General features: G+C 64.1%; 18 protein-coding genes and 1 pseudogene. 5 read left to right on the top strand and 14 right to left on the bottom strand.

Annotated features, from left to right (window positions below; all coding sequences use genetic code 11):
- Positions 1-775 precede the first annotated feature (775 nt).
- On the top strand, positions 776-2,245 hold the full coding sequence (locus OXK16_04200) for a hypothetical protein (protein MDE0375148.1): 1,470 nt from the start codon (positions 776-778) through the stop codon (positions 2,243-2,245).
- On the opposite strand, the gene OXK16_04205 is transcribed toward OXK16_04200, so the two are convergent.
- On the bottom strand, positions 2,237-2,569 hold the full coding sequence (locus tag OXK16_04205) for a hypothetical protein (GenBank protein MDE0375149.1): 333 nt from the start codon (positions 2,567-2,569) through the stop codon (positions 2,237-2,239). The genes OXK16_04200 and OXK16_04205 overlap by 9 nt on opposite strands.
- A gap of 162 nt (positions 2,570-2,731) precedes the next feature.
- Here OXK16_04205 and OXK16_04210 point away from each other — a divergent pair, with 162 nt between their 5' ends.
- From OXK16_04210 to brxL, 3 genes are read left to right on the top strand one after another with little or no spacing between them, the layout of a single operon-like run.
- On the top strand, positions 2,732-3,472 hold the full coding sequence (locus OXK16_04210; protein ID MDE0375150.1) for a hypothetical protein: 741 nt from the start codon (positions 2,732-2,734) through the stop codon (positions 3,470-3,472).
- Entirely contained in the window at positions 3,469-5,952 is a 2,484-nt protein-coding gene (locus OXK16_04215; GenBank protein ID MDE0375151.1) for a PglZ domain-containing protein, read from the top strand. The genes OXK16_04210 and OXK16_04215 overlap by 4 nt, the downstream gene beginning before the upstream one ends.
- Before the next feature lie 7 nt (positions 5,953-5,959).
- The gene (gene brxL, locus OXK16_04220) at positions 5,960-7,984 is read left to right on the top strand and encodes a protease Lon-related BREX system protein BrxL (GenBank protein MDE0375152.1); all 2,025 of its coding nucleotides are present in this window, start codon (positions 5,960-5,962) and stop codon (positions 7,982-7,984) included.
- Positions 7,985-8,231: 247 nt separating this feature from the next.
- On the opposite strand, the gene OXK16_04225 is transcribed toward brxL, so the two are convergent.
- From OXK16_04225 to OXK16_04280, 12 genes and pseudogenes are all read right to left on the bottom strand, one after another.
- Positions 8,232-9,212 (bottom strand): AAA family ATPase, encoded by a 981-nt coding sequence (locus OXK16_04225; GenBank protein MDE0375153.1) that lies wholly within the window; start codon positions 9,210-9,212, stop codon positions 8,232-8,234.
- A gap of 92 nt (positions 9,213-9,304) precedes the next feature.
- Positions 9,305-10,804, bottom strand: a complete 1,500-nt coding sequence (locus OXK16_04230; protein MDE0375154.1) for an NADH-quinone oxidoreductase subunit N — start codon at positions 10,802-10,804, stop codon at positions 9,305-9,307.
- A gap of 3 nt (positions 10,805-10,807) precedes the next feature.
- Complete coding sequence (locus tag OXK16_04235; GenBank protein MDE0375155.1) at positions 10,808-12,391, bottom strand: NADH-quinone oxidoreductase subunit M; 1,584 nt, start codon at positions 12,389-12,391, stop codon at positions 10,808-10,810.
- 50 nt (positions 12,392-12,441) lie between these two features.
- Positions 12,442-14,496, bottom strand: a complete 2,055-nt coding sequence (gene nuoL / locus OXK16_04240; GenBank protein ID MDE0375156.1) for an NADH-quinone oxidoreductase subunit L — start codon at positions 14,494-14,496, stop codon at positions 12,442-12,444.
- Between the two features lie 5 nt (positions 14,497-14,501).
- On the bottom strand, positions 14,502-14,807 hold the full coding sequence (nuoK, locus tag OXK16_04245; protein ID MDE0375157.1) for an NADH-quinone oxidoreductase subunit NuoK: 306 nt from the start codon (positions 14,805-14,807) through the stop codon (positions 14,502-14,504).
- Positions 14,808-14,829: 22 nt separating this feature from the next.
- Entirely contained in the window at positions 14,830-15,396 is a 567-nt protein-coding gene (locus OXK16_04250) for an NADH-quinone oxidoreductase subunit J (GenBank protein MDE0375158.1), read from the bottom strand.
- A gap of 67 nt (positions 15,397-15,463) precedes the next feature.
- Positions 15,464-15,961: pseudogene (locus tag OXK16_04255) on the bottom strand (4Fe-4S binding protein).
- Entirely contained in the window at positions 15,962-16,957 is a 996-nt protein-coding gene (nuoH, locus tag OXK16_04260) for an NADH-quinone oxidoreductase subunit NuoH (protein MDE0375159.1), read from the bottom strand. It abuts the pseudogene before it with no gap.
- The gene (locus OXK16_04265) at positions 16,954-18,138 is read right to left on the bottom strand and encodes an NADH-quinone oxidoreductase subunit D 1 (protein MDE0375160.1); all 1,185 of its coding nucleotides are present in this window, start codon (positions 18,136-18,138) and stop codon (positions 16,954-16,956) included. Before OXK16_04265 ends, nuoH begins: the two co-directional genes overlap by 4 nt.
- Positions 18,139-18,301: 163 nt before the next feature.
- Positions 18,302-18,901, bottom strand: a complete 600-nt coding sequence (locus tag OXK16_04270) for an NADH-quinone oxidoreductase subunit C (GenBank protein MDE0375161.1) — start codon at positions 18,899-18,901, stop codon at positions 18,302-18,304.
- Positions 18,882-19,382: an NADH-quinone oxidoreductase subunit B gene (locus tag OXK16_04275; protein ID MDE0375162.1), complete on the bottom strand. Its 501-nt coding sequence runs from the start codon at positions 19,380-19,382 to the stop codon at positions 18,882-18,884. Before OXK16_04275 ends, OXK16_04270 begins: the two co-directional genes overlap by 20 nt.
- Positions 19,373-19,738: an NADH-quinone oxidoreductase subunit A gene (locus OXK16_04280; GenBank protein MDE0375163.1), complete on the bottom strand. Its 366-nt coding sequence runs from the start codon at positions 19,736-19,738 to the stop codon at positions 19,373-19,375. The genes OXK16_04275 and OXK16_04280 overlap by 10 nt, the downstream gene beginning before the upstream one ends.
- Before the next feature lie 400 nt (positions 19,739-20,138).
- Between OXK16_04280 and OXK16_04285 the strand changes: the two genes are divergently transcribed.
- Positions 20,139-21,257: an alkaline phosphatase family protein gene (locus OXK16_04285; GenBank protein MDE0375164.1), complete on the top strand. Its 1,119-nt coding sequence runs from the start codon at positions 20,139-20,141 to the stop codon at positions 21,255-21,257.
- A 7-nt stretch (positions 21,258-21,264) separates the two neighbouring features.
- Here the strand turns inward: OXK16_04285 and OXK16_04290 are convergent.
- The coding region (locus OXK16_04290) for a polysaccharide deacetylase family protein (protein ID MDE0375165.1) at positions 21,265-22,454 on the bottom strand (1,190 nt) is incomplete at its 5' end.

Consider the following 22,454-nt stretch of genomic DNA (forward strand, 5'->3'; position numbering starts at 1 on the left):
CCCCTGCTCACGGCGGACGACACGAACGGGTACTGGACCTATCTGCAGCTGTGCGGTGATGAACTGGCGCCCGATGTACCCAACCTCTTCGATCCGCGCAACCCCCTGCTCGCACTCGCGCCGAGCCCGATCGCGGTGGGACACCTCGTGGGACTCTTCTCCGATCCCGCCAATGCCAGCCTGTGGACGGCGTCGGACTGTCTGGGATGGACTTACCAGTTCTTCAACACCGCAGACGAGCGTCGCGCCATGCGCGATGCGTCACCGGCGCCTCGAAACAGTCGCGAACTAGCCGTCCGCAATCAGTTCTTCACCCCGCGCTACGTAGTCGACTTCCTCGTCCAGAACAGCTTGGGTCGACGTCTACTCGACGCCGATCCGAACTCGGCCCTGATCGACGATCTACCTCTGCTTGTAGACCCGCCCACCGAACAAGAGCAACCAATCAAACTCGAAGATGTCAAGGTACTCGATCCGGCATGCGGATCCGGCCACTTCCTCCTCGCCGCCTACGACCTGCTCGAACGCGCCTGGCAACACTCGGGTGAATCACCCTCCGACGCGGCACCGCACATCGTCCGATCCCTCTGGGGAATCGAGATCGACCCCCGATGCACACAGGTCGCCTCTGCCGCCCTCTTGTTCCGCGCCCCGGCGCTCTCGACCGACCGGGTCGCTCCCAAGGCCCAACATCGTTTGCGCCAGGTCCGTCCCCGCCACCGCGACAGGTATGGACTCCATGTTGGAACACCTCACACCAACTCAGCAGACCTTGATGAAGGCCCTTACCGAAGCCCTCCACGATGCCCCCGTTCTCGGACCGTTATTACGCATCGAGGACCGCATCGAAGGCGAAATCCGTGCCGCAATTGCCGGTACACCACAAGAAGGACTCGCTGAGGCGATTGAGCCGGCGGTGATCCTGAGACACACGGAAGAGCTCGTCACGAACCTCCAGAGCCTCGCAGACGCCACCACTGCTTCCCCGGCAGAGCGCCTTCTAGCCGCCGAAGCCGACGACGCAGTGCGTTTCGTTATGGCATTGCTTTGTCGTTACGACGCCGTACTCCAGAACCCACCCTTCGGAGAGCCGGTGCCATCTACAAAGCCCTACCTCAAGGCCAGTTACCCGTGGATCCCCACCAAGGACTACAACCTGCTCGCCGCCTTCGTTGGCCGTGGTCTGGAACTGTGCCAACCTGGTGTCGGATACGTAGGGGCAATCACGTCACGGGCTGGGATGTTCCTTAAGACCTTCCAGGCGTGGCGAAAAGACGTAGTCCTCGGCTATGACCTCGTCACCGTCGCGGACCTCGGCTACGGGGTTATGGAAGGGGCACAGGTTGAGGCTGCCGCCTACGTCCTCGGTAATTCAACCGCAGCACTTGGCCAGAAAGCAACCTTCATCCGCCTCCTAAAGGATACCGACAAGCCCGCCGGGCTCGTAGCCGCTATCGAGATCCGACGACGGCAAGAGGAGGACGACAGGATATTCCGGATGCCGCCGCACGATCTCCACACCGTCCCGGGATCACCCATTGCCTATTGGATGAGTCCGGCCATCCGGCGTCTCTTCACGGATCACCCAGCCCTTGAGGGTATGGCAGGAGATGTCCGTCAAGGACTGGCAACAGGGGATAACTTTCGATTTGTACGTGCCTTCTGGGAAGTAAACCCGTCCCAAATCGCCCGTACACGAGAGGAGTCCAAGTCTGGTAAACGCTGGGCTCCCTTTGCCAAGGGAGGTGAGTACAGTCCCTTCTGGGCTGATATTCACCTCGTAGTCGACTACGGCAAGGACGGCCATGCCCTAAGAAACTACAAGGGCTCGCGCGTTCAGAGTACCCAGTTCTACTTCCGACGCGGCCTCACGTGGCCCGAGAGGACCACTAGCGGTTTCGGGCCCAGAATCCTTCCAGTTGGTACCGTTTTTTCCCACGTTGGTCATGGAATATTCCCAACAGTCGATAGAGGTGCCATGCTTGGATTCCTGATGAGTCGGTTAACAAATGTGCTCCTCGCTGCCTCACTTGGATCGGCGGAGAGTACACGGTCAGGAAGTCCTGCAAAGCGCTACTCCGTTGGGTCCGTTCAACGCCTCCCTTGGTTACCAGAACTCGATAAAGATACGCAGTTATCTCGATTGGCCCTTGAGGTCGCTGATCTTCGACGATATGAAGATTCTTCTGATGAGACCTCCAGGCTCTTCAAAGCTCCGTCTATCATGAACGAACTCCTAATATGATTGACGATTCCAGAGGCGGTAGCCGAGAAGGTGAATCGTGATGGTGATCGCCATCTTCGCATTATAGAACTTACCGAGAAGATTGAACAACGCCTCCATGAGGTGGCCGCATTGGACGATGAAGCAAACGCTTATCTGAACGTGGAAGTCGGGCCACACCCCGCTTCCTATCGGCCGGGTCCCCTTGATGAAGGCAAGCTTCACCGTCTGCTCGAGGATCCGATCCACAAGGTCATCAGAGAGTTCATTGACAGACGCGGTGGGTCGCGTGCTATTGCCAACCTGACATTCTTCGCCGATCGGCGGCTCGAGGTCATTGCCCACGGTTTGGAACGCCCTCCGAGCCAGATCGAGTCATACCGTCGGGAGACTGGCATCCTGCCGTCCGGCGAGCTGCCAAGATCAGCCGCGGCCTTGTTGAGCTATCTGGTTGGTGCAGCGGCGGGTCGGTGGGACATGCGCTTGGCGGGTGTCAGGATGCCATCGTTGGGTGATCTGTTCGACCCCGTGCCCATCTACCCACCCGGGATGCTCATGGACGGAGGCCTGCCCGCCCGGTCGACTCCACCCGGCTACGAGGTGGACGTCCCGCCTGGACAACTACTGTTCGATCAGCCGGGTCATCCATGGGATATCGTTGAACGTGTCCTAGCCGTAGCCGCACTGCTGGTCAGCGATGCCGAACGGCTCGTAGTTGATGTAATGAAGCATCTCAAGGGCAAGGACCTGCGGGATCACCTCCGCAAGCACTTCTTCAACGACCATCTCAAGCGCTACACGAAGTCGCGTCGGAAAGCACCGATCTACTGGCCGCTCTACGTGCCCTCCGGCGGATGGGGCGTCTGTGTATACGCTCCCTCACTCGGCCGGGAGACACTATACGCTATCGAAGCGGCCGCAACCGCGCGCCTCAACGCTGCCGAGGTCGAGATCTCCCGGCTGCGCCGCGACCAGCAGGACGGAGTAGGAGGCCGTTCCCCAATACAACTCGCGGCTGTGCTCGATGCGGAGCAAGGCTTGGCCGAGGAGTTGCGCGTATTCAGAAACGAGGCAGAACGGGTAGCTCGGCTCGGGTGGGTTCCGGACTTGGACGATGGCATCGTGCTGTGTGCCGCACCACTTGCCGGCCTCTTCCCGGCCTGGAAGGAAGCCGCGAAGGAGCGAGCGAACATCAAGGCGGGAAAGTACCCGTGGGCCTCCGTGACGAACTGGGCGGATGAGCTATGACGACTCTGAGAGCGGCCCTCACGAAGCAGTTGGCTCAAAAGGTCCAGCGTTACGGGTTAGTGATCTGGGAAGATCGGGGAGGCGAGTACAAGGACGTTGCCTCCTCGGTAGCGCCGGAGGATGTTCTCTTCGAGCCGTTCAACGGCAGTTGGTACGATCTCAGACGAAGAGTCGAGAGCGCGGTTTCCGGTGACCGGCCGCCCCGTCTGGTCGTGTACACCCCCGCTCCCATCAAAGACGATGACCCCCTCGCGGAAGTACGCGACGCGGCGGGAAAGTTCACCCGAAGGCTGTCAACCCTGGTTCGCCAATCTCTGAGGGGCACACTCTCCCCGGCCAGGATCACAGCAATATCCGAACAGGCTCGGACACTCCGAGAGGCCGAGATGGCCGCTGAGGGGCCGGGAGAGACCGATGTACGTCTGACCCGAGTAATGGGAACGCTCACGCCGCTCGAACTTCTCGTCAATGTCCTCACCGGCGCCTCTGACGATGATCTCAGTAACGCCGGTCTGTGGGATGCGGTCGTAGCCATGGCGAACCAAACGGTGGGCGCCGATGTCGCCGGGGTGTCGGACGAACTCCGGCATGACATATTCCAGCACCTGCTCCTGGCCGACATCTCTCGGGTGATCGGGGGACCGCTACCGGACACTCTCCAGACGGCGTCCAGCTCCCTCTCAGCGTCCCAACGCCGGAGTACGCAGGACCTTTTGGAACGGTTACGCGGAGCAACCGGAGGTCTAGCCGCTCATCGGCGTCTCGCGACGGCTGCCGATACCCGCCTCGCGCTCGCCGACAGCCTCCAATGGCGGCCCGGCCTCGAGGATGCCGTCGGCACACCGGCCCTAGAGAAGGTCCTCCTTGGGCGATCAATCCGTTTTATACAGGAAACCGACTATGGCAAGGCTCTCGAAATCGCCGAGCGCCGTCTTGAGGTGAGCCCCTGGGTGTCGGACCCGAACTCAGGATGGGGAGGCCGATGGCGCACTGTCCAAGCCATCTCCCGCCTACACGCAGAACTCGCCAAGGCCAATCCGCCATTAGAAGTGGGACCGTGCGAGATGCTGGCTTGGTATGTGGAACAAGGATGGCTGGTCGACAGAGCGCACCGCCGACTGGAGTTGGCCCGTTCCGAACTCCGGAGGTTCGGGGACTTGGAGGACACTCTCAATGCAGCTCGAATCGCCTACGAGACGTGGCTCGATCATCTCCTCGATCGCTTCGTCTCCTCCGTGACCGATAAAGCCCTCGAAACGGACGGTCTGATCCGCCAAGGTGAGGTTCACGACCGCTTTGTCGCCGAGGGTCAGGGACGTACCGCCTACGTCTGGGTCGATGCGCTCCGCTACGAACTGGGCATGGAACTCGCTGACGCCCTAGGCCACATCACCAAGAATGTAACCATCCACGCTGCGGTCGCGGCCGCACCCACGATCACCCAGGTGGGTATGGCCAACCTGCTACCAGGTGCCGCATCAGACCTGGGACTCGAACTGGAGGGAAACCGCTTACGTGTGAGTATCGGCGGGACACGGGTCAACTCGGTTCGCCAAAGACGCGAATTGCTGCGTGCGCGGCATGGGAGCGTGGCCGACCTTGATCTCAACGATGCCTCGCAAAAGGGCGAGAAGGCACTCGGTAACGCGATAGAAGGTGCCGACCTCATCCTGGTTAGATCACAAGAAGTCGACTCGGCAGGCGAGTCAGGTCTTTTGTCGGTGGCCTGGTCACATTTCCAGACCGTGATAGGCCTCCTAGCCAACGTGATCGCGCGGCTCGCCCAGTGTGGTGTCGAGCGTGTCATCATCAGCGCTGATCACGGCTTCATCGCGCTCAGCCAGAGCCTCGGCGCCCAACGCACGGTTGACCCTCCCGCGGGAGGAGTCGGAATCACCAAGAGACGGGTCTTCGTCGGTCGGGGCGCCAACCCACGCCAGGCCACTGCGCGCGTGCCCATCGCTTCATGCGGCATACCAGGAGACCTCGACCTCATAGTGCCCCGAGGCTTGGCTGTGTTCCGGGCTGGCGGAGCCCGCCAGTTCTTCCACGGAGGGCTCTCGCCTCAGGAACTAATCGTTCCTGTCATCGTCGTCGAGTCAAGGCGGGCGCCCGAACCGCAGAAGCTGAAGGTTGGCATCACCGTGGCCGGAGGCCGCATAACCACCGGAATCTTTGCCGCCACCATTTCCTTCGATGGGGACCTTTTCACAAACGAAGTGAGGGTACGGGTCTTCGCCGGATCGGGTGGTGGCCCACCGGTCGCACGGGTCGTCTCGGGAGACGGTTACGATCCTGACACCGGAACGGTGACGGTCGGCACCGGCCGGTCGAGCGTCCTCACCTTCCTGGTCATCGAGAACCTCGGCGCCAACACCGAGGTGAATCTGCAGGTACTCGACGCCCGAACCGGCCTGAAGCTCGCATCGGCGACGGCGCCCGTCGCGTCTCCGGTGGTGGTAGAGGACGAACTTGACTAACGCACTGATGCAACTCGATCAACTCGACAAGCTCGCCAACGAGACCTTCGCCGGTCGTGTCGTACGCAAGGATTTGGTCCGCCAGGTGAAGGTCGGCGCGAACGTGCCCGTCTACGTGCTGGAGTTTCTACTCGGAAAGTACTGCGCTTCCGATGATCCGTTCGCCATCGAGACCGGGCTGATGGTTGTGAACCAGACCCTGAAGGACAACTTCATCCGACCCGACGAATCCGAACTCGCCAAGGCACGGGTCAAGCAGAAGGGCCAGTACAGACTCATCGACAAGGTGGATGTCCGCCTTCTCGCCAGCGAGGACAAGTTCTGGGCCCACCTCCAGAACTTCAACGACAAGTTCGTCCACATTCCCGAAAACCTCGTCTACCAGTACGACCGATTGCTCCAGGGCGGAGCATGGTGCCAACTGGATCTCGTGTACAACGCCCTTGATGAGGAAGTTCAGAAACGGCCCTTCTACATTCGCGGGCTGAAGCCAATCCAGGTTGCCGCATTCGACGCGGACCAGTTCATCGAAGGGCGACGCCGGTTCAGCCGGGCAGCCTGGCTCGACCTCGTGATGCGCACGATCGGCCTCGAACCCCGAGAGTACGACCAGCGTGGGAAACTCCTATCCATATGCCGCCTGCTCCCAATGGCGGAACGGAACTTCAATTTGATCGAACTCGGACCGTGGGGAACCGGTAAGAGCTTCGTCTATCGGGAATCGAACCCCAACGCCATCCTTATCTCTGGAGGCAAGGTCACCGTCGCCCAACTCTTCGTGAACCTGTCAACGGGCCGGGTCGGCCTGCTGGGCACCTGGGATACCGTCGCCTTCGACGAGGTGGCCGGGCTGAAGATGTCCGATGGCACCGTCATCAACATGCTCAAGGACTACATGGAGTCCGGCTCCTTCGCCCGCGGGAAGGAAGAGGTACCCGCCGAAGCGTCGATCGTGCTTGTCGGGAACACCAGCCGCCCTCACAGCGATCTGGTCCGGGCGGCCCATCTGTTCGCCGACCTGCCACCGACGATGATCGACGTCGCCTTCCTCGACCGGCTCCACTATTACCTACCGGGTTGGGAGACCCCTAAGCTCGAATCCCGCCTCTTCACAGATCACTTCGGGTTCGTATCCGACTACTTCGCCGAAGCACTCCGCCAGTTGCGCAAGCAGAGCTTCGTCCGGGCCATCGACAACGAGTTCGCTCTAGGTAGCCACCTGTCAGCCCGAGACGAGAAGGCCGTCCGAAAGACCGTCTCCGGCCTGCTCAAGATCCTCCACCCCCACGGCGAATGGACCCACGCCGAACTGCGCGAGTACTTGGAGTTCGCGCTAGAGGGGCGACGTCGGGTCAAGGAACAACTGAAAAAGCTGGCGCCACACGACTACGCGAAAACCGCGTTTAGCTACGTCGAGCGCGACACAGGCCACGAGTACTGGGTCGACGTCGCCGAGCAGCCAGACGACTTGGGCACCCAGTTCGATTTCGAGTCTGGAACAGCCGCCGAAGCCTCGGCTGCCTGGGGCAAGGTCCCGACTGCGGTCTCGACCGAAGAACTCATTAGCCAGGGTGAGTCCAAGCACGTCGAGTTCAAGCAAACCGGACGCATCAACCTCCACACCAAGCAGCGGGATCCTGTCATCGAGCAGATGGTCGTCAAGTCGATCGCCGGCTTCATGAACGCTGAAGGCGGCACCCTCCTCATCGGTGTCACCGACTCTGGTGAAGTATTCGGAATCGACAAAGATCTCAAGACACTAGGCAGCAAGCAGAATCCGGACGGTTTCGCTCTCTGGCTGAACGGTCTGTTGGACAACCTTCTCGGCCCCATAGCCGCTGCCGCCGTGAAGTTCCAATTCGACAGCTACCCAGAAGGAACAGTCTGCCGCGTGGGTGTGGCTCCGGGTACCTCCCCGACCTTCACAAAGGGCAAGAAAGGAGAAGCCAACTTCTACGTCCGTCTAAACAATGCGACACGTCTACTAAACACCGCCGACGCTATTGAATACGTCCACATCCGTTGGCAGTAGCAACACGAGATTGTCTCCTCGACAGGTGGCAAGTACTGAGCCACGGAGGGGCTCAGTCGTGAGTCAGTTACCCTCAGGACCCTCCTCCGAGGCGCTCCGTGGTGTATCGCCTTGTTCCGTAGCCTGGACTGTGTCCTGCTCACTACCGGATGTGAAGGCCTCCGGTTGGCTCGCATAGATCTCGGCATATTTTAAGTTATCGAGTATCTTTTCCAGAGTTTCTCTGTCATCGATGGCCTCATTTAGATCACGGTCTAACGACAGTTCCTTTTCTATACTGTTTGTCCTGAGACCACCATTTCGTAAGGTTTAGGTGGCTATCAATATGCCTATTCATGGTAGCTACAATTGCATTCGCCATGCCTTCGTCAGCTCTTCTCAAGGCAGTTTGAAGTTCAGCGAACGCAGAAGGATGAATCCGGCTAACCTTCATCAACAGATTGTGGGCGAGCTGGAGTTCCGCTTCATGTCCTTGGTTTCCGGTGCCTGTAGACGCCATCCGCGAACCTGTACCCTGAAGTATGATCCCAAGTTTCTCCACCAGTGCAGCTGGATCTCCAAGTCGTGGCAGAAGCGTAGGTGCGCCAGCGACAATCGGGTCGACGAGTGCCCACCGATCAAGGCGAGTTACGGTCTGACCGGTGCCGAGCTGGTCATCGGTATCGGCGAGAATCGATATCGGTACGCTGTTGGGAATGGCAAGGTTAGGATTAATATGAACAAGCCTTGGCAACAGCTTCCTGAGTTGCTGGATTTCTTCGGTGGAGAGAGGGTGGCGTGTAGATTGGTTATCAAGGTACAAGTAGCTTTCTGTGTTGTCGGTTAGGAAGATGCGGAACGAAGAGCAGCTAGTAATTTCAGCATTGCCGATTATTCCAATGATCGAATCCTCTTCATCCTGTGTGACCTTATCGAAGTGAAGGCCGAAGTGAGGCACTTTCATTTCTTCAGATACAGTAAAGTATGACGAGTAACGACAGAAGTCGGAAGGCTTCGGCCTTCTCGTACCCATTGCACATTCAATCGCCTGGAGAAGCTGACTCTTACCAGACTCATTGGCCCCGACTATGCAGGTCAACTCAGGGTCGATATCAAGCCTAATGTACGGATAAAAGCGGCCGTCCTCGGTCGTGTCCCAAGGATACGCAACAGCCTGAGAGTGGTTCGCCCGGAGATAGTCGAAGTTGAATGCGCGAAAGAACCTGATATATACGGTACGGAGTTTCATCGTTTAGGAGTCCTCTGTAGGCAGAAGGCTGGTGGAGTCTATCAGAGATCAGACGGCGACCCGTGCAGCTCCGCCCATAGCGCCTCCTCATGTCAAATGCCGGTGGTCACCACCTTGGCCAGGTCGGCGAAGACTCCGGCGAACTCGAACGGGAGGATGCCGGCCACCACCACGAAGATCGCCGAGATGCCCAGGGCGAGGGCAAGTGAGCCGCTCAGCGGGTTGGCGGCCGTGGCCGTGTGGGTGGCGCCTTCGGGCACGTGATCCATCCACATGGTCTTGGCGATCCGGGCGTAGTAGACCAGCGCGATCACCGCGTTGACCGCCGCGATCACCGCCAGGGTGGTCGCCCAGGCGTTGCCGGGGCGCAGGATGGCGAGGAACATGGCGAACTTGGCGTACCAGCCGGCCAGGGGCGGGATGCCGGCCAGCGAGAAGAAGAACATGGCGCCCAGCACGGCGAGGCGGGGGGCGTAGCGCCACATCCCGGCCCAGTCGTCGATCATGGTGCTGCCGGTCCGGCGGGCGCCTGCTATCACCACCCCGAAGGCGCCCAGGTTCATGAAGGCGTAGATGATCACGTAGACGATGGTCGCCGACGCCGCCTCCTGGATCACCGCCGGATCGTTGCTCACCGCCGCGGCCGCGAACGGCACCAGGATGAAGCCCCCCTGGGCGATCGAGGAGTAGGCCAGCATGCGCACCACGTTGTCCTGGCGCAGCGCGGTCAGGTTGCCCAGCGTCATCGACAGCGCCGCCAGCACCCACAGCGCCGGACCCCAAATCTCGGTCACCGACGGCAGCGCCTTGTAGCAGAGCAGCAACAGCCCGACGAAGCCGGCCGCCTTCGATCCGACGGACAGGTAGGCGGTGACGGGCATGGGGGCGCCCTCGTAGGTGTCCGGCGCCCAGAAATGGAAGGGCACCGCCGTCACCTTGAAGCCGAAGCCCACCAGGGTGAAGAGCACCGCCAGCCGGAAGGCCCCGCTGTCGAGCAGGTCGGCCCCGGCCTCCCGGATGCCCTCGTAGGTGACCGAGCCGGTCAGCCCGTAGAGGAACGACATGCCGTACAGCAGGATGGCGGTGGACAGCACGCCGAGAATGAAGAACTTCAATGACGCCTCGTTGGACTTGGCGTCGCCCTTGCGCCATCCGGCCAGCAGGAACAGGGGCCCGGTGACCAGCTCGAGGCCCACGAACAGGGTGATCAGGTCCCGGGACGACGCCATCACCAGCGAGCCCAGGATCGAGGTGAGCATCAGCAGGTAGTACTCGCCCTGGTAGTAGCGGTCGCTCTCGATGTAGGACACCGACATCAGCAGCACCAGGTAGCCGCCCACGATGAACACCGCCTTGAGGACCAGGGCGAACCCGTCCACCACGTAGAGCCCCCCCAGCATCGACCTGGTCTCGGGACCGTCGCCGAATGCCAGCGTCAGGAGCGGCACCGCCGCCAGCGCCAGGCCCAGTACCCCGGCGAAGGCGGTCCAGTACTTGCGGGGACGCGGCAGCGCCACATCCAGCCCCAGCACCACCAGGATGGTGGCGGCTACGACCAGCTCAGGCGCGAGCGCGTGGTAGTCGAGGTCCATCCATCAGCCTCCGAAGGCGGTCCGGGCCAGGTTCACCACCGCGTCGGTGGTGGCCCCCAAGACGATCCGCGGGTAGACGCCGATGGCCACGATGGCCACGATCAGCGGCGCCCAGGCCAGCCACTCGGTGGGCTCCACGTCATGGAACTCGTGCTCGGACCACTCGGCCTTGGGCTCGCCGAGGTTGACCCGCTGGAGCATCCACAGCATGTACCCGGCGGTGAGGACGGTCCCGACGGCGCCGATCACCATGTAGGTCTGGAACTGGCTGAGGCTGAGCCCGGCCAGGGGACGGTAGGCGCCCAGGAGCGACATGAACTCGCCCCAGAACCCGGCCAGGCCGGGCAGTCCCAGCGAGGCCATGGCGGTGAAGGCGAAGATGCCGCCCATCCAGGGCATGAGCTTCTGGTTGCCGCCCAGGCGGGCGATCTCGCGGGTGTGGTAACGGTGATGCATCGAGCCGGCCAGGAAGAAGAGCAGGCCGGTGATCAGGCCGTGGGCGACCATGCCGATCAGCGAGGCGTTGAAGCCCACATCGGTCATGGTGGCGATGCCGAGCATGACGAAGCCCATGTGCCCCACCGAGGAGAAGGCGATCAGGCGCTTCACGTCGGTCTGGGCCAGGCAGGCCAGGGAGCCGTAGATGATGCCGATCACCGCCAGCAGGCCGATGAAGGGCGCCCACTCCCGGGCCATGTCGGGGAGGATCGGGATGCTGATCCGCAGGAAGGCGTAGGAACCGAGCTTCAGCAGGATCGCCGCCAGGAGCACCGAGCCGACCGTCGGCGCGGCCGTGTGGGCGTCGGGGAGCCAGGTGTGGAAGGGCCACATGGGCACCTTCACGGCGAAGCCCAGGAACATCGCCCCGAACACCAGGAAGGCGAACGTGCCGCTCCCGAAGGCGTTCCGCGACCCGAGCTCGATCAGGGTCGGGATGTCGAACGTGTTGTCCCCGAGGAAGTCGCCGGACCGGAAGTAGAGGGCGAGGAAACCGAGCAGCATGAAGGCCGAGCCGAACAGGGTGAAGAGGAAGAACTTGATGGCCGCGTACAGCCGCATCGTCACCGTCCGGCCCAGCACCGGGATGCGGCGCTTGGCGCTGTCCCCCCAGATCCCGATCATGAAGTACATGGGCAGCAGGACCAGCTCGAAGAAGATGAAGAAGAGCACCAGGTCGAGCGCCACGAACGTTCCGTTCATGCCGGTGGCCAGGAGCAGGATCAGGGCCAGGAAGCCCCGGACGTTGCGGGGCTCCTCCCAGTGGTCCCACGAGTAGATGACAGCCAGCACGGTCACCACCGCGGAGAGGACCAGGAGCGGCAGGCTGATGCCGTCCACCCCGATGTGGTACCGGGCGCCTATGGCCGGGATCCAGCTCTGGGAGACCTCGAACTGGAACTTCTCCGACCCTCCGTAGTTGAAGTTGGCGGCCACCGCAACGGCCAGCACCGCGGTCAGGCCGGTGGTCAGCAGGGCCACCCACTTCTGGGCGTCCTCCCGGGCCTTCGGCACGGCGAACAGGGCTAGCGCGCCCGCAGCGGGCAGGAACACGATGAGGCTGAGCCCCGCGGATTCGAACCAGTCCATGTCGCTCGTCCTTCCTCTGTCTTCTCTCGGGTTCCTTGTCGGATGCGCTTCTAGGTGACCAGCACGAAGGCCACTACCAGCAGCAGGGCGCCCACCACGAAGGCGCCCGCGTATTGCTGCACCTTGCCGCTCTGGAGGAGCCGCAGCTTCCCGCCGGCACCTCTCGTTCCGCCTGCGGCGGCGTTGAGCAACAGGTCGATGCCCTGCTGGTCCAAGCGGCCGTAGACCAGCCCTCCCAGCCAGGCGGTGACCGCGCCGGCGCCGTTGATGACCGCATCGATGACGTAGCCGTTCACCCAGTCGATCGCCCGGGCCAGGGGACCCTTGATCGGGTTGACCACGCCCTTCATGTAGAGGTCGTCGATGTAGTACTTGTTGTGGAGGAGCGGGTACAGCACGGGGATCCGGAGCCGGTCCCTCGCCTGCTGGGTCTCAGCGTCCGGAGCGAACAGCCTCCATCCGAGGGCTATGCCGGCCACCGCCGCGATCAGACCGTAGGCGGCCAGCTCCCATTCGATGGCCTTGGGGTGGTAGTCCCCCATCGGGACGATGCGGGCGCCCACCCAATCCGTGAAGTTCCGGATCGGGCCCCATGACACCCCGGGGATGTTGAGCAGGCCGGCGATGACGCTGGGAACCGCCAGGGCCACCAGCGGGGCGGTCATGACCGGCGGGGACTCGTGGGGATGGCCGTGGCCCTTGTAGGTGCCGAAGAAGGTCAGGGCAACGGCTCGGGTCATGTAGAAGGCGGTGACGAACGCCCCCAGGATCGCCACCCACATGAAGGCGGTGTACCCTTCGTGGCCGAGGGTGGCCAGGATCTCGTCCTTGGACCAGAAACCGGCCAGCGGGATCACGCCGGCCAGCGACAGTGATCCCACTACGAACGTCCAGAAGGTGACCGGCATCTCCTTGCGCAGGCCACCCATGTCGCTCATGTTGTTGGAGTGGACGGCATGGATGACCGACCCGGCTCCGAGGAACAGCAATGCCTTGAAGAAGGCGTGGGTGAACAGGTGGAACAGGCCTGCCGTGTACCCGCCGGCCGCCACCGCCGCCATCATGTATCCGAGCTGGGAGACGGTGGAGTAGGCCAGCACCCGCTTCAGGTCGTCGGCCACCAGCGCCAGGAAGCCGAGCACGAACAGGGTGATGACCGCGATCGTCACCATCCACGGCCGGGCCTCGGTGGCCATCTGGTGGTAGAGGGGGAAGGTCCGGGCCATGAGGTAGATGCCGGCGGTGACCATGGTGGCGGCGTGCATCAGGGCCGAGACCGGGGTGGGGCCCGCCATGGCGTCCGGCAGCCAGACATGCAGCGGGAACTGGGCCGACTTGCCCATGGCCCCGAAGAAGAGCAGCAGCGCGCCGGCCACCGCTACCCCTCCCAGCAGGTCGCTGTGGGCATCGGCCGCTGCGCTGAGCGCCGAGAAGCGGAACGTGCCCAACGCCGGCACCAGGAGGATCGTCCCGAGGATCAGGCCTACATCGGCCACCTTGTTGGTCAGGAAGGCCTTGACCGCCGCGTCGCTGTTCTCCTTCTCCTCCCAGTAGTGGCCGATCAGCAGGTAGCTGGCCAGACCGACCCCCTCCCAGCCGATGATCAGCTGGATCAGGTTGGGCGCTCCCACCAGCACCAGCATCGAGCCGGCGAACAGCGATAGGGAGGCGAAGAACCACGGCACCCGGATGTCGCCCTTCATGTAGCCGTGGGCGTAGACGAAGACCAGGAAGCCCACGAAGGCCACCACCCAATACATCATGATCGACAGGCCGTCCACCACGAACCCCAGCTCGAACGACAGGTTGCGATCGGTGATCCCGAGGGTGCCGATCTCCGCGATGGTGAGGTTCACCTCGCGGTAGATGCCTCCGGTCATGTTCTGGACGAACAGCACGCTGGCCCACAGCAGGTTGACCCCCATGGCGCCGATGGCCAGCTCGGCGCCGAGGCTCTTCATGCGCTTGCCCACCAGGATGATGGCCAGGAAGGCCGCGAAGGGCAACACCAGCATGATCCAGGCGGTCTCGGCGAAGAAACCGCCGGACGACAAGTCGCCGGCTCCGCCGTCCCCGGCGGCCAGGATCAGGGGTGCCGAGGCCACCGCGCTCACCATCGCATCAGGTCCAGTTGGTCGATGTTGCCCGAGGCGCGGTTACGGAACACCAGGAGGATGATGGCCAGGCCGATCCCGACCTCGGCGGCGGCGATGGTGATGACGAAGATGGCGAAGATCTGGCCGTGGGCGGCAGCCGTGTTCCAGAACGCCTCGAACGCGATCAGGTTGATGTTCACCGCAGCCAGCATGAGCTCGACCGCCAGCAGGACCGTCACGGCGTTGCGGCGCGACAGCAGGCCGTACACCCCGATCGAGAACAGGAGCGCCCCCAGGACCAGGAACTGGGTCAGGACCATGCCGGGCTCCGGCGGATCGGGGTCATACCCGGGCTCCCTCCTCCTCCTCGGCGGGGGTGAGGTCCTTGCGGGCCAGGGTGATCCCGCCGATGAGGGCCGCCAGCAGGACGAAGCCGACCGCCTCGAACGGGATCAGGTAGCGGTTGATGAACCCCTCGCCCAGGATCCCGGTGGCGGTGGCCCGGCCCACCGCGGGGAGCGGCTCGCTGAAGCCGCCCATCTGAGTGGCGACGGCGTTGATGAGCCAGAAGGTCACCGCGAACACCCCGAGCGCGGCGACCGCAGCGGGCCAGCGGGTGTCGTGGCTGAGGTTGGTCTCCCGCCCGATCGGAGCTCGGGTGATCATGATGCCGAACAGGAAGAGCACCACCACCGCACCGATGTAGACCAGGACCAGCACCCAGGCCACGAACTCGGCCGACAGCAGGATGAACAGCCCGGCCGAGGCGGCCAGGGCCAGGACCAGGAACAGGGCGGCGTGGACCACGTTCCGGCTGGTCACGACCCGGAGCGCCGCTATCACCATTGGGATCGCCATGGCCAGGAAGGCCCAGTTGACGGGTTCGGCGATCCACTCGGAAAAGGTCATCCGACCCGTCCTGCCGGTCGGCGACCACGGACCGGCGCCGCGGTCACGATTGGGCCCCCAGGCCCTTGGGCACCGTCTCCATCCAGTCCTGGAGACGATCCATGTCGTGCATCATCGGCCCCATGTCGTACTCCGAGTACTCGTACTCGGGAGTCCAGAACAGGGCGTCGAAGGGGCAGACCTCCACGCAGATACCGCAGTACATGCAGAGGGCGTAGTCGATGTCGAAGCGGTCCAGGGTGGCCCGGGCCCGAGGCCTCGCGCCAGGACGGGTCGGAGGCTTGATCTCCTTGTGGCCCTCGATGTAGATACACCAGTCGGGGCATTGGCGGGCGCACAGCATGCACACCGTGCAGGCCTCCTGATCGAGGGCGATAACCCCCCGCGCCCGCGGAACGGGGGTCTCCTTGACCTTGGGATAGTTGACGGTGGACCGCAGGCCCACCCGCCCGCCGGACAGGTTGAATGCCCAGGTCCGGAGCATGGTGGTGAAGGTGACCCGCAGGCCGGACAGCATGCCGAGTTTGGGCAGCTTGGTGAGGGAGGGCAGCCGGGGGAGTTTCATCTATAGCACCACCTTCAGTACCGCGGTCGCGATGATGTTCACGATCGCAATCGGAATCAACCACTTCCAGGCCAGGGTCTGGAGCTGGTCCTCTCTCAGCCTCGGAAGGGTCCACCTCAGCCAGATCATCAGGAAGATCAGGATCCCGACCTTGGCGAACAGGATGATCGGCGACAGCAGGGTCTCAGGGTTGATGCCCCAAAAGCCGTAGCCACCCAGGAACAGGGTGGCGGCGATCACCGACATCGAGAACATGTTGGCGAACTCGGCCAGGAAGAAGAACAGGAAGCGGAACCCCGAGTACTCGGTGACGTAGCCCATCACCAACTCCGATTCGGCGATCGGCATGTCGAACGGGAGGCGGGTCAGCTCGGCGAGGGTGGCGATCATGAAGATCGCGAAGCCGATGAACTGGGTCAGGAGGAAAGGCCAGCCCTGGGCCACCTGCGCCGACACGATGCCTTGCATCGACATAGTTCCGGCCTGGATCACCACCCCGACCGTGGCGAGCACCAGCGGCAGCTCGTAGGCGATCAGCTGGCCGGCGGCCCGGAGCCCGCCGATCATCGAGTACTTGTTGGCCGATGACCATCCGGCCATGAGCACGCCGATGGTGCTGACCGACGAGATGGCCAGGGCGTAGAAGATCCCGACCTCCAGGTCGCGCACGATCCCGTACCTGGGCGAAGGGTGGACAGGCACGATCACCAGCAACGCCATCGTCCCCAGCATCACCAGGGCGGGCGCCCACTTGAAGACGGGGCGGTCCGCCTCCTCGGGGATGATGTCCTCCTTCTGGATGAACTTCACCCCGTCGGCGATGAGCTGGGCCCACCCGAACCGCCCGCCCGCGAAGTACGGGCCCACCCGGCTCTGCATATGGGCGGAGAGCTTCATCTCGGCATAGCCGATCACCATGCCGATCACCGGGACCACCGCCGCCGCTACCGCCAGCTTGATGGCCAGCAGCCACCAGAAGGTCAGCTCCAGGCTCATCGGTCGACGTCTCCGAGCACGAAGTCGAGCGACCCCATGATGGCGATGAAGTCGGGGACCAGGGCTTCCTCAAGGATCCAGGGCAGGATCGAGAGGTTGGAGAACGAGGCGGAGCGGATCTTGAGGCGGTAGGGACCCAGACCACCGAGGGACACCAGGTGGTAGCCCATCTCGCCCTTCGGGTTCTCGGCCCGAACGTAGGTCTCGCCGGCCGGGACCTTGATGATGCGGGGCACCTTGGCCTGGAGCGGGCTCGACGGCAGGCCGTCGATGGCCTGGGTGATGATCCGGCACGACTGGCGGATCTCCTCGAGGCGCACCCACCACCGGTCCCAGCAGTCACCGTTGCGACCCACCGGGACATCGAAGTCGAAGTCGGCGTAGGGCAGGTAGTCCGACACCTTTCTCAGGTCGAACCCGACACCCGAGGCCCGCAGGTTGGGCCCCGAGACCCCGTAGGAGGCGGCGATGTCGGCGGGTAGGACCCCGACGTCCTTGGTGCGCGCCAGGAACACCTCGTTGCCCGCCACCAGGTTCTCGATCTCGTCGCACGTGGCGAGCACCTTCGTCATTGCATCGCTGGTCTCGGCCAGGAAGCCGGAAGGTATGTCCATACCGGCCTTCTTGGTGACCGGGCCGGCTGCGTAGACGGGCTTGACCCCCCCGAGACGGTTGAAGTTGGGGTGGAAGCGGCCTCCGGTGACCGACTCCAGCAGGTCCAGCACCCTCTCCCGTTCCCGGAGGGCGAAGAAGAGCGGCGTGGCGGCGCCCAGTTCCAGCGGGTAGGAGGCCATGAACACCAGGTGGGAGGAGATCCGCGCCATCTCGGTCAGCACCAGCCTGATCCACTGCGCACGGGGCGGGGCCTCGACACCCATCAGGCGCTCGGCCGCCACCACGAACGGGACCTCGTTGGCGAACCCCGACACCCAGTCGATCCGGTTGATGATGGTGATGATCTGGGGGTAGGTGCGAACCTCCGACAGCTTCTCGTAGCCGCGGTGCATGTACCCGATGACCGGGCGGACGTTGGTGGCCCGCTCGCCGTCGACCGTCGCGACGAGGCGCAGCACGCCGTGGGTGGAAGGATGCTGGGGACCGATGTTGAGGGTCATGCCCTCGGTCTCCAGCTCGACCGAGACGGCTGCCTCCGACAGGTGATGGGCGAAAGTTCCTTGCATCAGTGGTCTGCCTGTGAAATGGCGCCGTGATATGTGCCGCCGGCGGCGTTCCTCGCAAGGCCCGCTGAGGAAGGCGTACCCGCAGCGGTACGTTGAGGAGGCGGAACGCAGCGAGGGGCGTCGCTGGCACGCAGAGCACGGCGGAGGTTTTGCAGGTAGACCACTAGTTCCCGGGGTTCTCGGTTGACGGGCTGCCGTTCTCGGGCATGTCCTCGACATCGACCTTGCCGGGCCAGGGCTTCACCTCCCGGCTCAGCAACGGGAAGTCCTTGCGGAGCGGGTAGCCCTCGAAGGAGTCGGGCAGGTAGAGCTTGGTGAGGTCCGGATGGCCCACGAAGTCGATGCCGAACATCTCGGCGGCCTCCCGCTCGTGCCAGTTGGCGCCGGGATAGACATCGGCCACGCTCGCGATGGATGGTGAGTCGTGGTCGAGGTCGGTCGAGATTATGGCCAGGTTGCCGTCAGACAGGTCGGAGACCGCGCACAGCAACTCGTAGCGCTCCTCCACCGGTCCGTCGGGCTCATCCCCCACCGCCACCTCGTTCGTCCAATCGGTGGCGGACAGCCAGGACAGGAACACCAGACCCAGGTCACCGGAGGTAACGGTCAGGGCCTCCTTCCAGGCCGAGGGCGCCACCCGCACCTTGACGGTCCCGTGGGCCACCTCGGCCCGGCCGCCCACCGCTGCGGCCACCCGGTCGGCGAACTCCTCGAGCGCGTCGGCTGCTTCGGAGACGGTGCTCTCAGACGGGCTGGCGGTCACGCTGCTTCCACTTGTCGCGCACGTCCTCGTCCTTGATCTTCTGCTGCAGCAGGACGATCCCGTCCATCAGGGCCTCCGGCCGGGGAGGGCAGCCGGGGACATAGACATCCACCGGAATGATCTGATCCACCCCCTTGGTGACCGAGTAGGAATCCCAGTAGGGGCCCCCGCAGTTGGAACAGGAACCCATCGATATCACGTACTTGGGCTCGGGCATCTGCTCGTAGAGGCGCTTGATGGCCGGGGCCATCTTGTCGGTCACGGTTCCCGCCACCACCATGAGGTCGGCCTGCCGCGGCGAGGCGGGCAAGGGGATGATCCCGAAGCGCATGAAGTCGTAGCGTGGTCCGGAGGCGGCCATCATCTCGATGGCGCAGCAGGCCAGACCGAACTGGAACAGCCAGAGCGAGTAGCGGCGGGACCAGTTGAGCAACCAGGAAACCGGCTTCAGGCCCCCGAAGCGATCGGCGACTACTCCCACCGGAGCACCCCTTTGCGCACCGCGTACAGGAGCCCTTCGAGGAGGGTCAGGATGAAGACGACGATGGCTATCACCCCTGGTAGGCCGAGGTCCTCGGACACCACCGCCCACGGGAAGATGAAGACCGCCTCCACGTCGAACACCACGAACAGCAGGCCGAAGATGTAGTAGCGGACGAAGGTCTGGTTCCAACCCTCCCCAACCGCGTCCACACCGCACTCGTATGTGGCGACCTTCTCTCGGGTGGGGTTGGAGGGCCGCACCAGGTAGGTGATCCCCAGGGTGAGGGCCACCAGCAGGACCCCGAATGCGGCGAATGCAGCCACCGCGACGTAGTCCTGGAAGTATTCGCTCACGGTCGTTCCACCCGTCGCCTTGGTCGCCCTGTTCCCGGCCGTTCGAGTCCGGCTCCGCCCCTCCTCAGCCGGTCGGTGCTGGGACCACGGTCACGGCGGCTCGAACCCTGGCGAGTATAGGGACCAACCCGAGACGGATTGAATTCACGCCACGCATGACCTAGTGGTCTGTCTGCGAAACAACCGGGTGCTCTGGCGGCCATCGGCGCCCCGTCGCTTCGTTCCGCTTCCTCAACGTACCCTGCGGGTACGCCTTCGTCAGCGGGCCTTGCGAGGAACACCGCTGCCGACGCTATACCGCACCGCCATTACACAGACAGACCACTAGGACCAAATGCGGGGCCGAGCCGGGTCCGGCACGCCGTCGTCCGGGTGACCGGTGAACCGCTAGCGTTCGGGGGTGACCGAGACCGCCACGCTCCGGATCCCGGACTACTCGGGAGGATCCCTGCCCAACCTCGTCGCCGAGCTGGAATGGCGGCTGACCGGGTCGGCGCCCTTCGATCGGCTCCATCCCCACCTGTCCGACCGGATCCCCGATGCGGCCAGCTACGTGCTGATGATGATCGACGGGCTCGGCGACCACCAGCTCGACCACCCACGGGCCTGGTCCCTGGCGACGGCCCGGCAGGGAACGCTGGACGCCCCCTTCCCGACCACCACCACGGTCAGCCTCGCCACCGTGGCGAGCGGGCTCCCTCCGAGCCGGCATGGCGTGATCGGGCACTTCATGCTGCTGGAAGGCCACCCTTATCCGGTCAACGTGCTCCGGTGGGTGGACAGCACCGGCCGTCCCGTCCCCGTCCGGCGCCACACCATTCCGAGCCCCAACCTGTGGGAGCGGCTGGCGGCCGCCGGCATCGAGCCCATCACCGTGCAGTCACGCGGCTACTCGGGTACTCCCCTTACCCGCGTCCTGTACCGGGGCTGCCGCTTCGAAGGAGTCGACAGCATGTTCGATTTCGTCCAGGCGGTGCTTGACCTGGCCCGGATTCCCGGGCGCCTGGTGTTCGCCTACTTCCCTGACGTGGACATCTCGGCCCACGTCCACGGGTTCGGCAGCGAGGCCTACGCAGATGCCCTCTCGCAGGCAGCCGACGCATGGGAGCGCCTCTCCGCCCTGCTTCCTCCCCGAGTCCGGATGGTGGGCACGGCGGATCACGGGCTGGTCACCATCGAGAAGCCCGGCAAGCACCGGATCCGGAGGCGTCACCATCCTGACCTGGTGCTTTACGGCGATCCTCGCTCGCTCTACGTCCGGGGCGCCGCCGATCGGATCGAGGCCCTGGGAGCCGAGGTACCGGCGACCTGGTACCCGGCGAGGCAGATGGAATCCTGGTGGGGGCCGCTCGGTGATCCGGCGGAGGATGCGGCCCGGCAGGCGAGGCCGGACGGCGCCTTCCTGGCCGGCACCGGCCGGGTGCTGCTTCCCGGCCACATGGACCGGCGCATGGTGGGATATCACGGCGGCCTGGACCCCCGCGAGGTCAGGATCCCCCTGCTGGTGGCCGCCGCCTAGGCGATCGCTACCGGGTGCAGATGGGCTCGAAGCGCATCCCTTGATCCGACACCTGCCGGAGGGCCAGGTCCAGGCCCCGCACGGTGCGGGAACGGTCGCCGCCCCCGTCGTGCATGAGGATGACCCCGCCATCGACCGCGCCCGCCACGATCCGTCCGGCGATCGTGTCCGGGGTCAGGTCGAGCCAGTCATTTGCGCTGGCGCTCCACATGATCACGTCCAGGCCGTGCTCCTCGGCTCTCTGCCGGGCAAGGTCGTCAAGCGCCCCGTAGGGAGGGCGCATGCAGGTGGTGGCGTTGGCGCCAAGGATCTCCTGGGTCCGCTCGAGAGTCCGGTCAATGGCCTCGCCGGACAGCTTGGTCAGGTTCTCGTGGTTCCAGGTGTGGTTGGCCACCGTGTGGCCCTCGAGCAGGATCCTGTTGAACAGGTGAGGGAAGCGCTCGACCATCCTCCCGACCACGAAGAAGGTGGCTCGTGCCCCGTACCGCCGCAGCAGGTCGAGCACCTCGGCGGTGTGCACCGGATGGGGCCCGTCGTCGAAGGTCAGGTAGATCACCGGACCGGAGGGCGGACCGAGGTCGAGGGAGCGGACCGTGGCGGTTATCTCGTAGTCGGCCGGCTGCTCGGCAGTCGAGACCACCTCCAGCAGCCGGGTCGCGCTCGCCGGAAGGACGAGAGATGCTCGTCTCGGCCGCTCTCCCGGCAGGCCGGCCACGTCCTCGCCCAGCCCGGCGTTCAGCCACACGCCGGCGGGCGCTCCGAGCGTGAACGTGTACTGGACGTCGGCCAGCGCATCGAACACGTATGCCCGGCGCTCACCCGGAGCGACCGTACCGGAGATGGTGATCAGGTTCACGCCGGGGGGGAACTCGATGGGCATGCCGGTCGGCGCCGGCGCCGGATCCTCGGGTTCGGTCGCGTCCACCGCCGCGGACGCGGGCGTGGCCTCGGTGTCGGGCCCGGATTCCTCGGGCGTGGCCTCGACGTCGGTGGCGGCCTCGGACTCCGCAGGCACCGCCGCGGCCTCGGTGACCGGCTCGGGCTCGACCACCACCTCCAAGTCCTCGACGACCGGCTCGGGCACCGGCGGTTGCGCCTCCGCTTCGGTCGCCTCAGCGACGGCCGGAGCGGTCGTAACGGAAGCCGGAGCGGTCGTAACGGAAGCCGGAGCGGTCGTAACGGAAGCCGGAGCGGTCG

The sequence above is a fragment of the bacterium genome (assembly GCA_028821235.1).
GTDB lineage: Bacteria > Actinomycetota > Acidimicrobiia > Spongiisociales > Spongiisociaceae > Spongiisocius.

Coding starts and splice junctions, on each gene's coding strand:
- OXK16_04200 (MDE0375148.1), top strand. CDS start 776: ATGAAGGCCCTTACCGAAGCCCTCCACGATGCCCCCGTTCTCGGACCG.
- OXK16_04215 (MDE0375151.1), top strand. CDS start 3,469: ATGACGACTCTGAGAGCGGCCCTCACGAAGCAGTTGGCTCAAAAGGTC.
- brxL (MDE0375152.1), top strand. CDS start 5,960: ATGCAACTCGATCAACTCGACAAGCTCGCCAACGAGACCTTCGCCGGT.
- OXK16_04225 (MDE0375153.1), bottom strand. CDS start 9,212: ATGAAACTCCGTACCGTATATATCAGGTTCTTTCGCGCATTCAACTTC.
- OXK16_04230 (MDE0375154.1), bottom strand. CDS start 10,804: ATGGACCTCGACTACCACGCGCTCGCGCCTGAGCTGGTCGTAGCCGCC.
- OXK16_04235 (MDE0375155.1), bottom strand. CDS start 12,391: ATGGACTGGTTCGAATCCGCGGGGCTCAGCCTCATCGTGTTCCTGCCC.
- nuoK (MDE0375157.1), bottom strand. CDS start 14,807: ATGGTCCTGACCCAGTTCCTGGTCCTGGGGGCGCTCCTGTTCTCGATC.
- OXK16_04250 (MDE0375158.1), bottom strand. CDS start 15,396: ATGACCTTTTCCGAGTGGATCGCCGAACCCGTCAACTGGGCCTTCCTG.
- nuoH (MDE0375159.1), bottom strand. CDS start 16,957: ATGAGCCTGGAGCTGACCTTCTGGTGGCTGCTGGCCATCAAGCTGGCG.
- OXK16_04265 (MDE0375160.1), bottom strand. CDS start 18,138: ATGCAAGGAACTTTCGCCCATCACCTGTCGGAGGCAGCCGTCTCGGTC.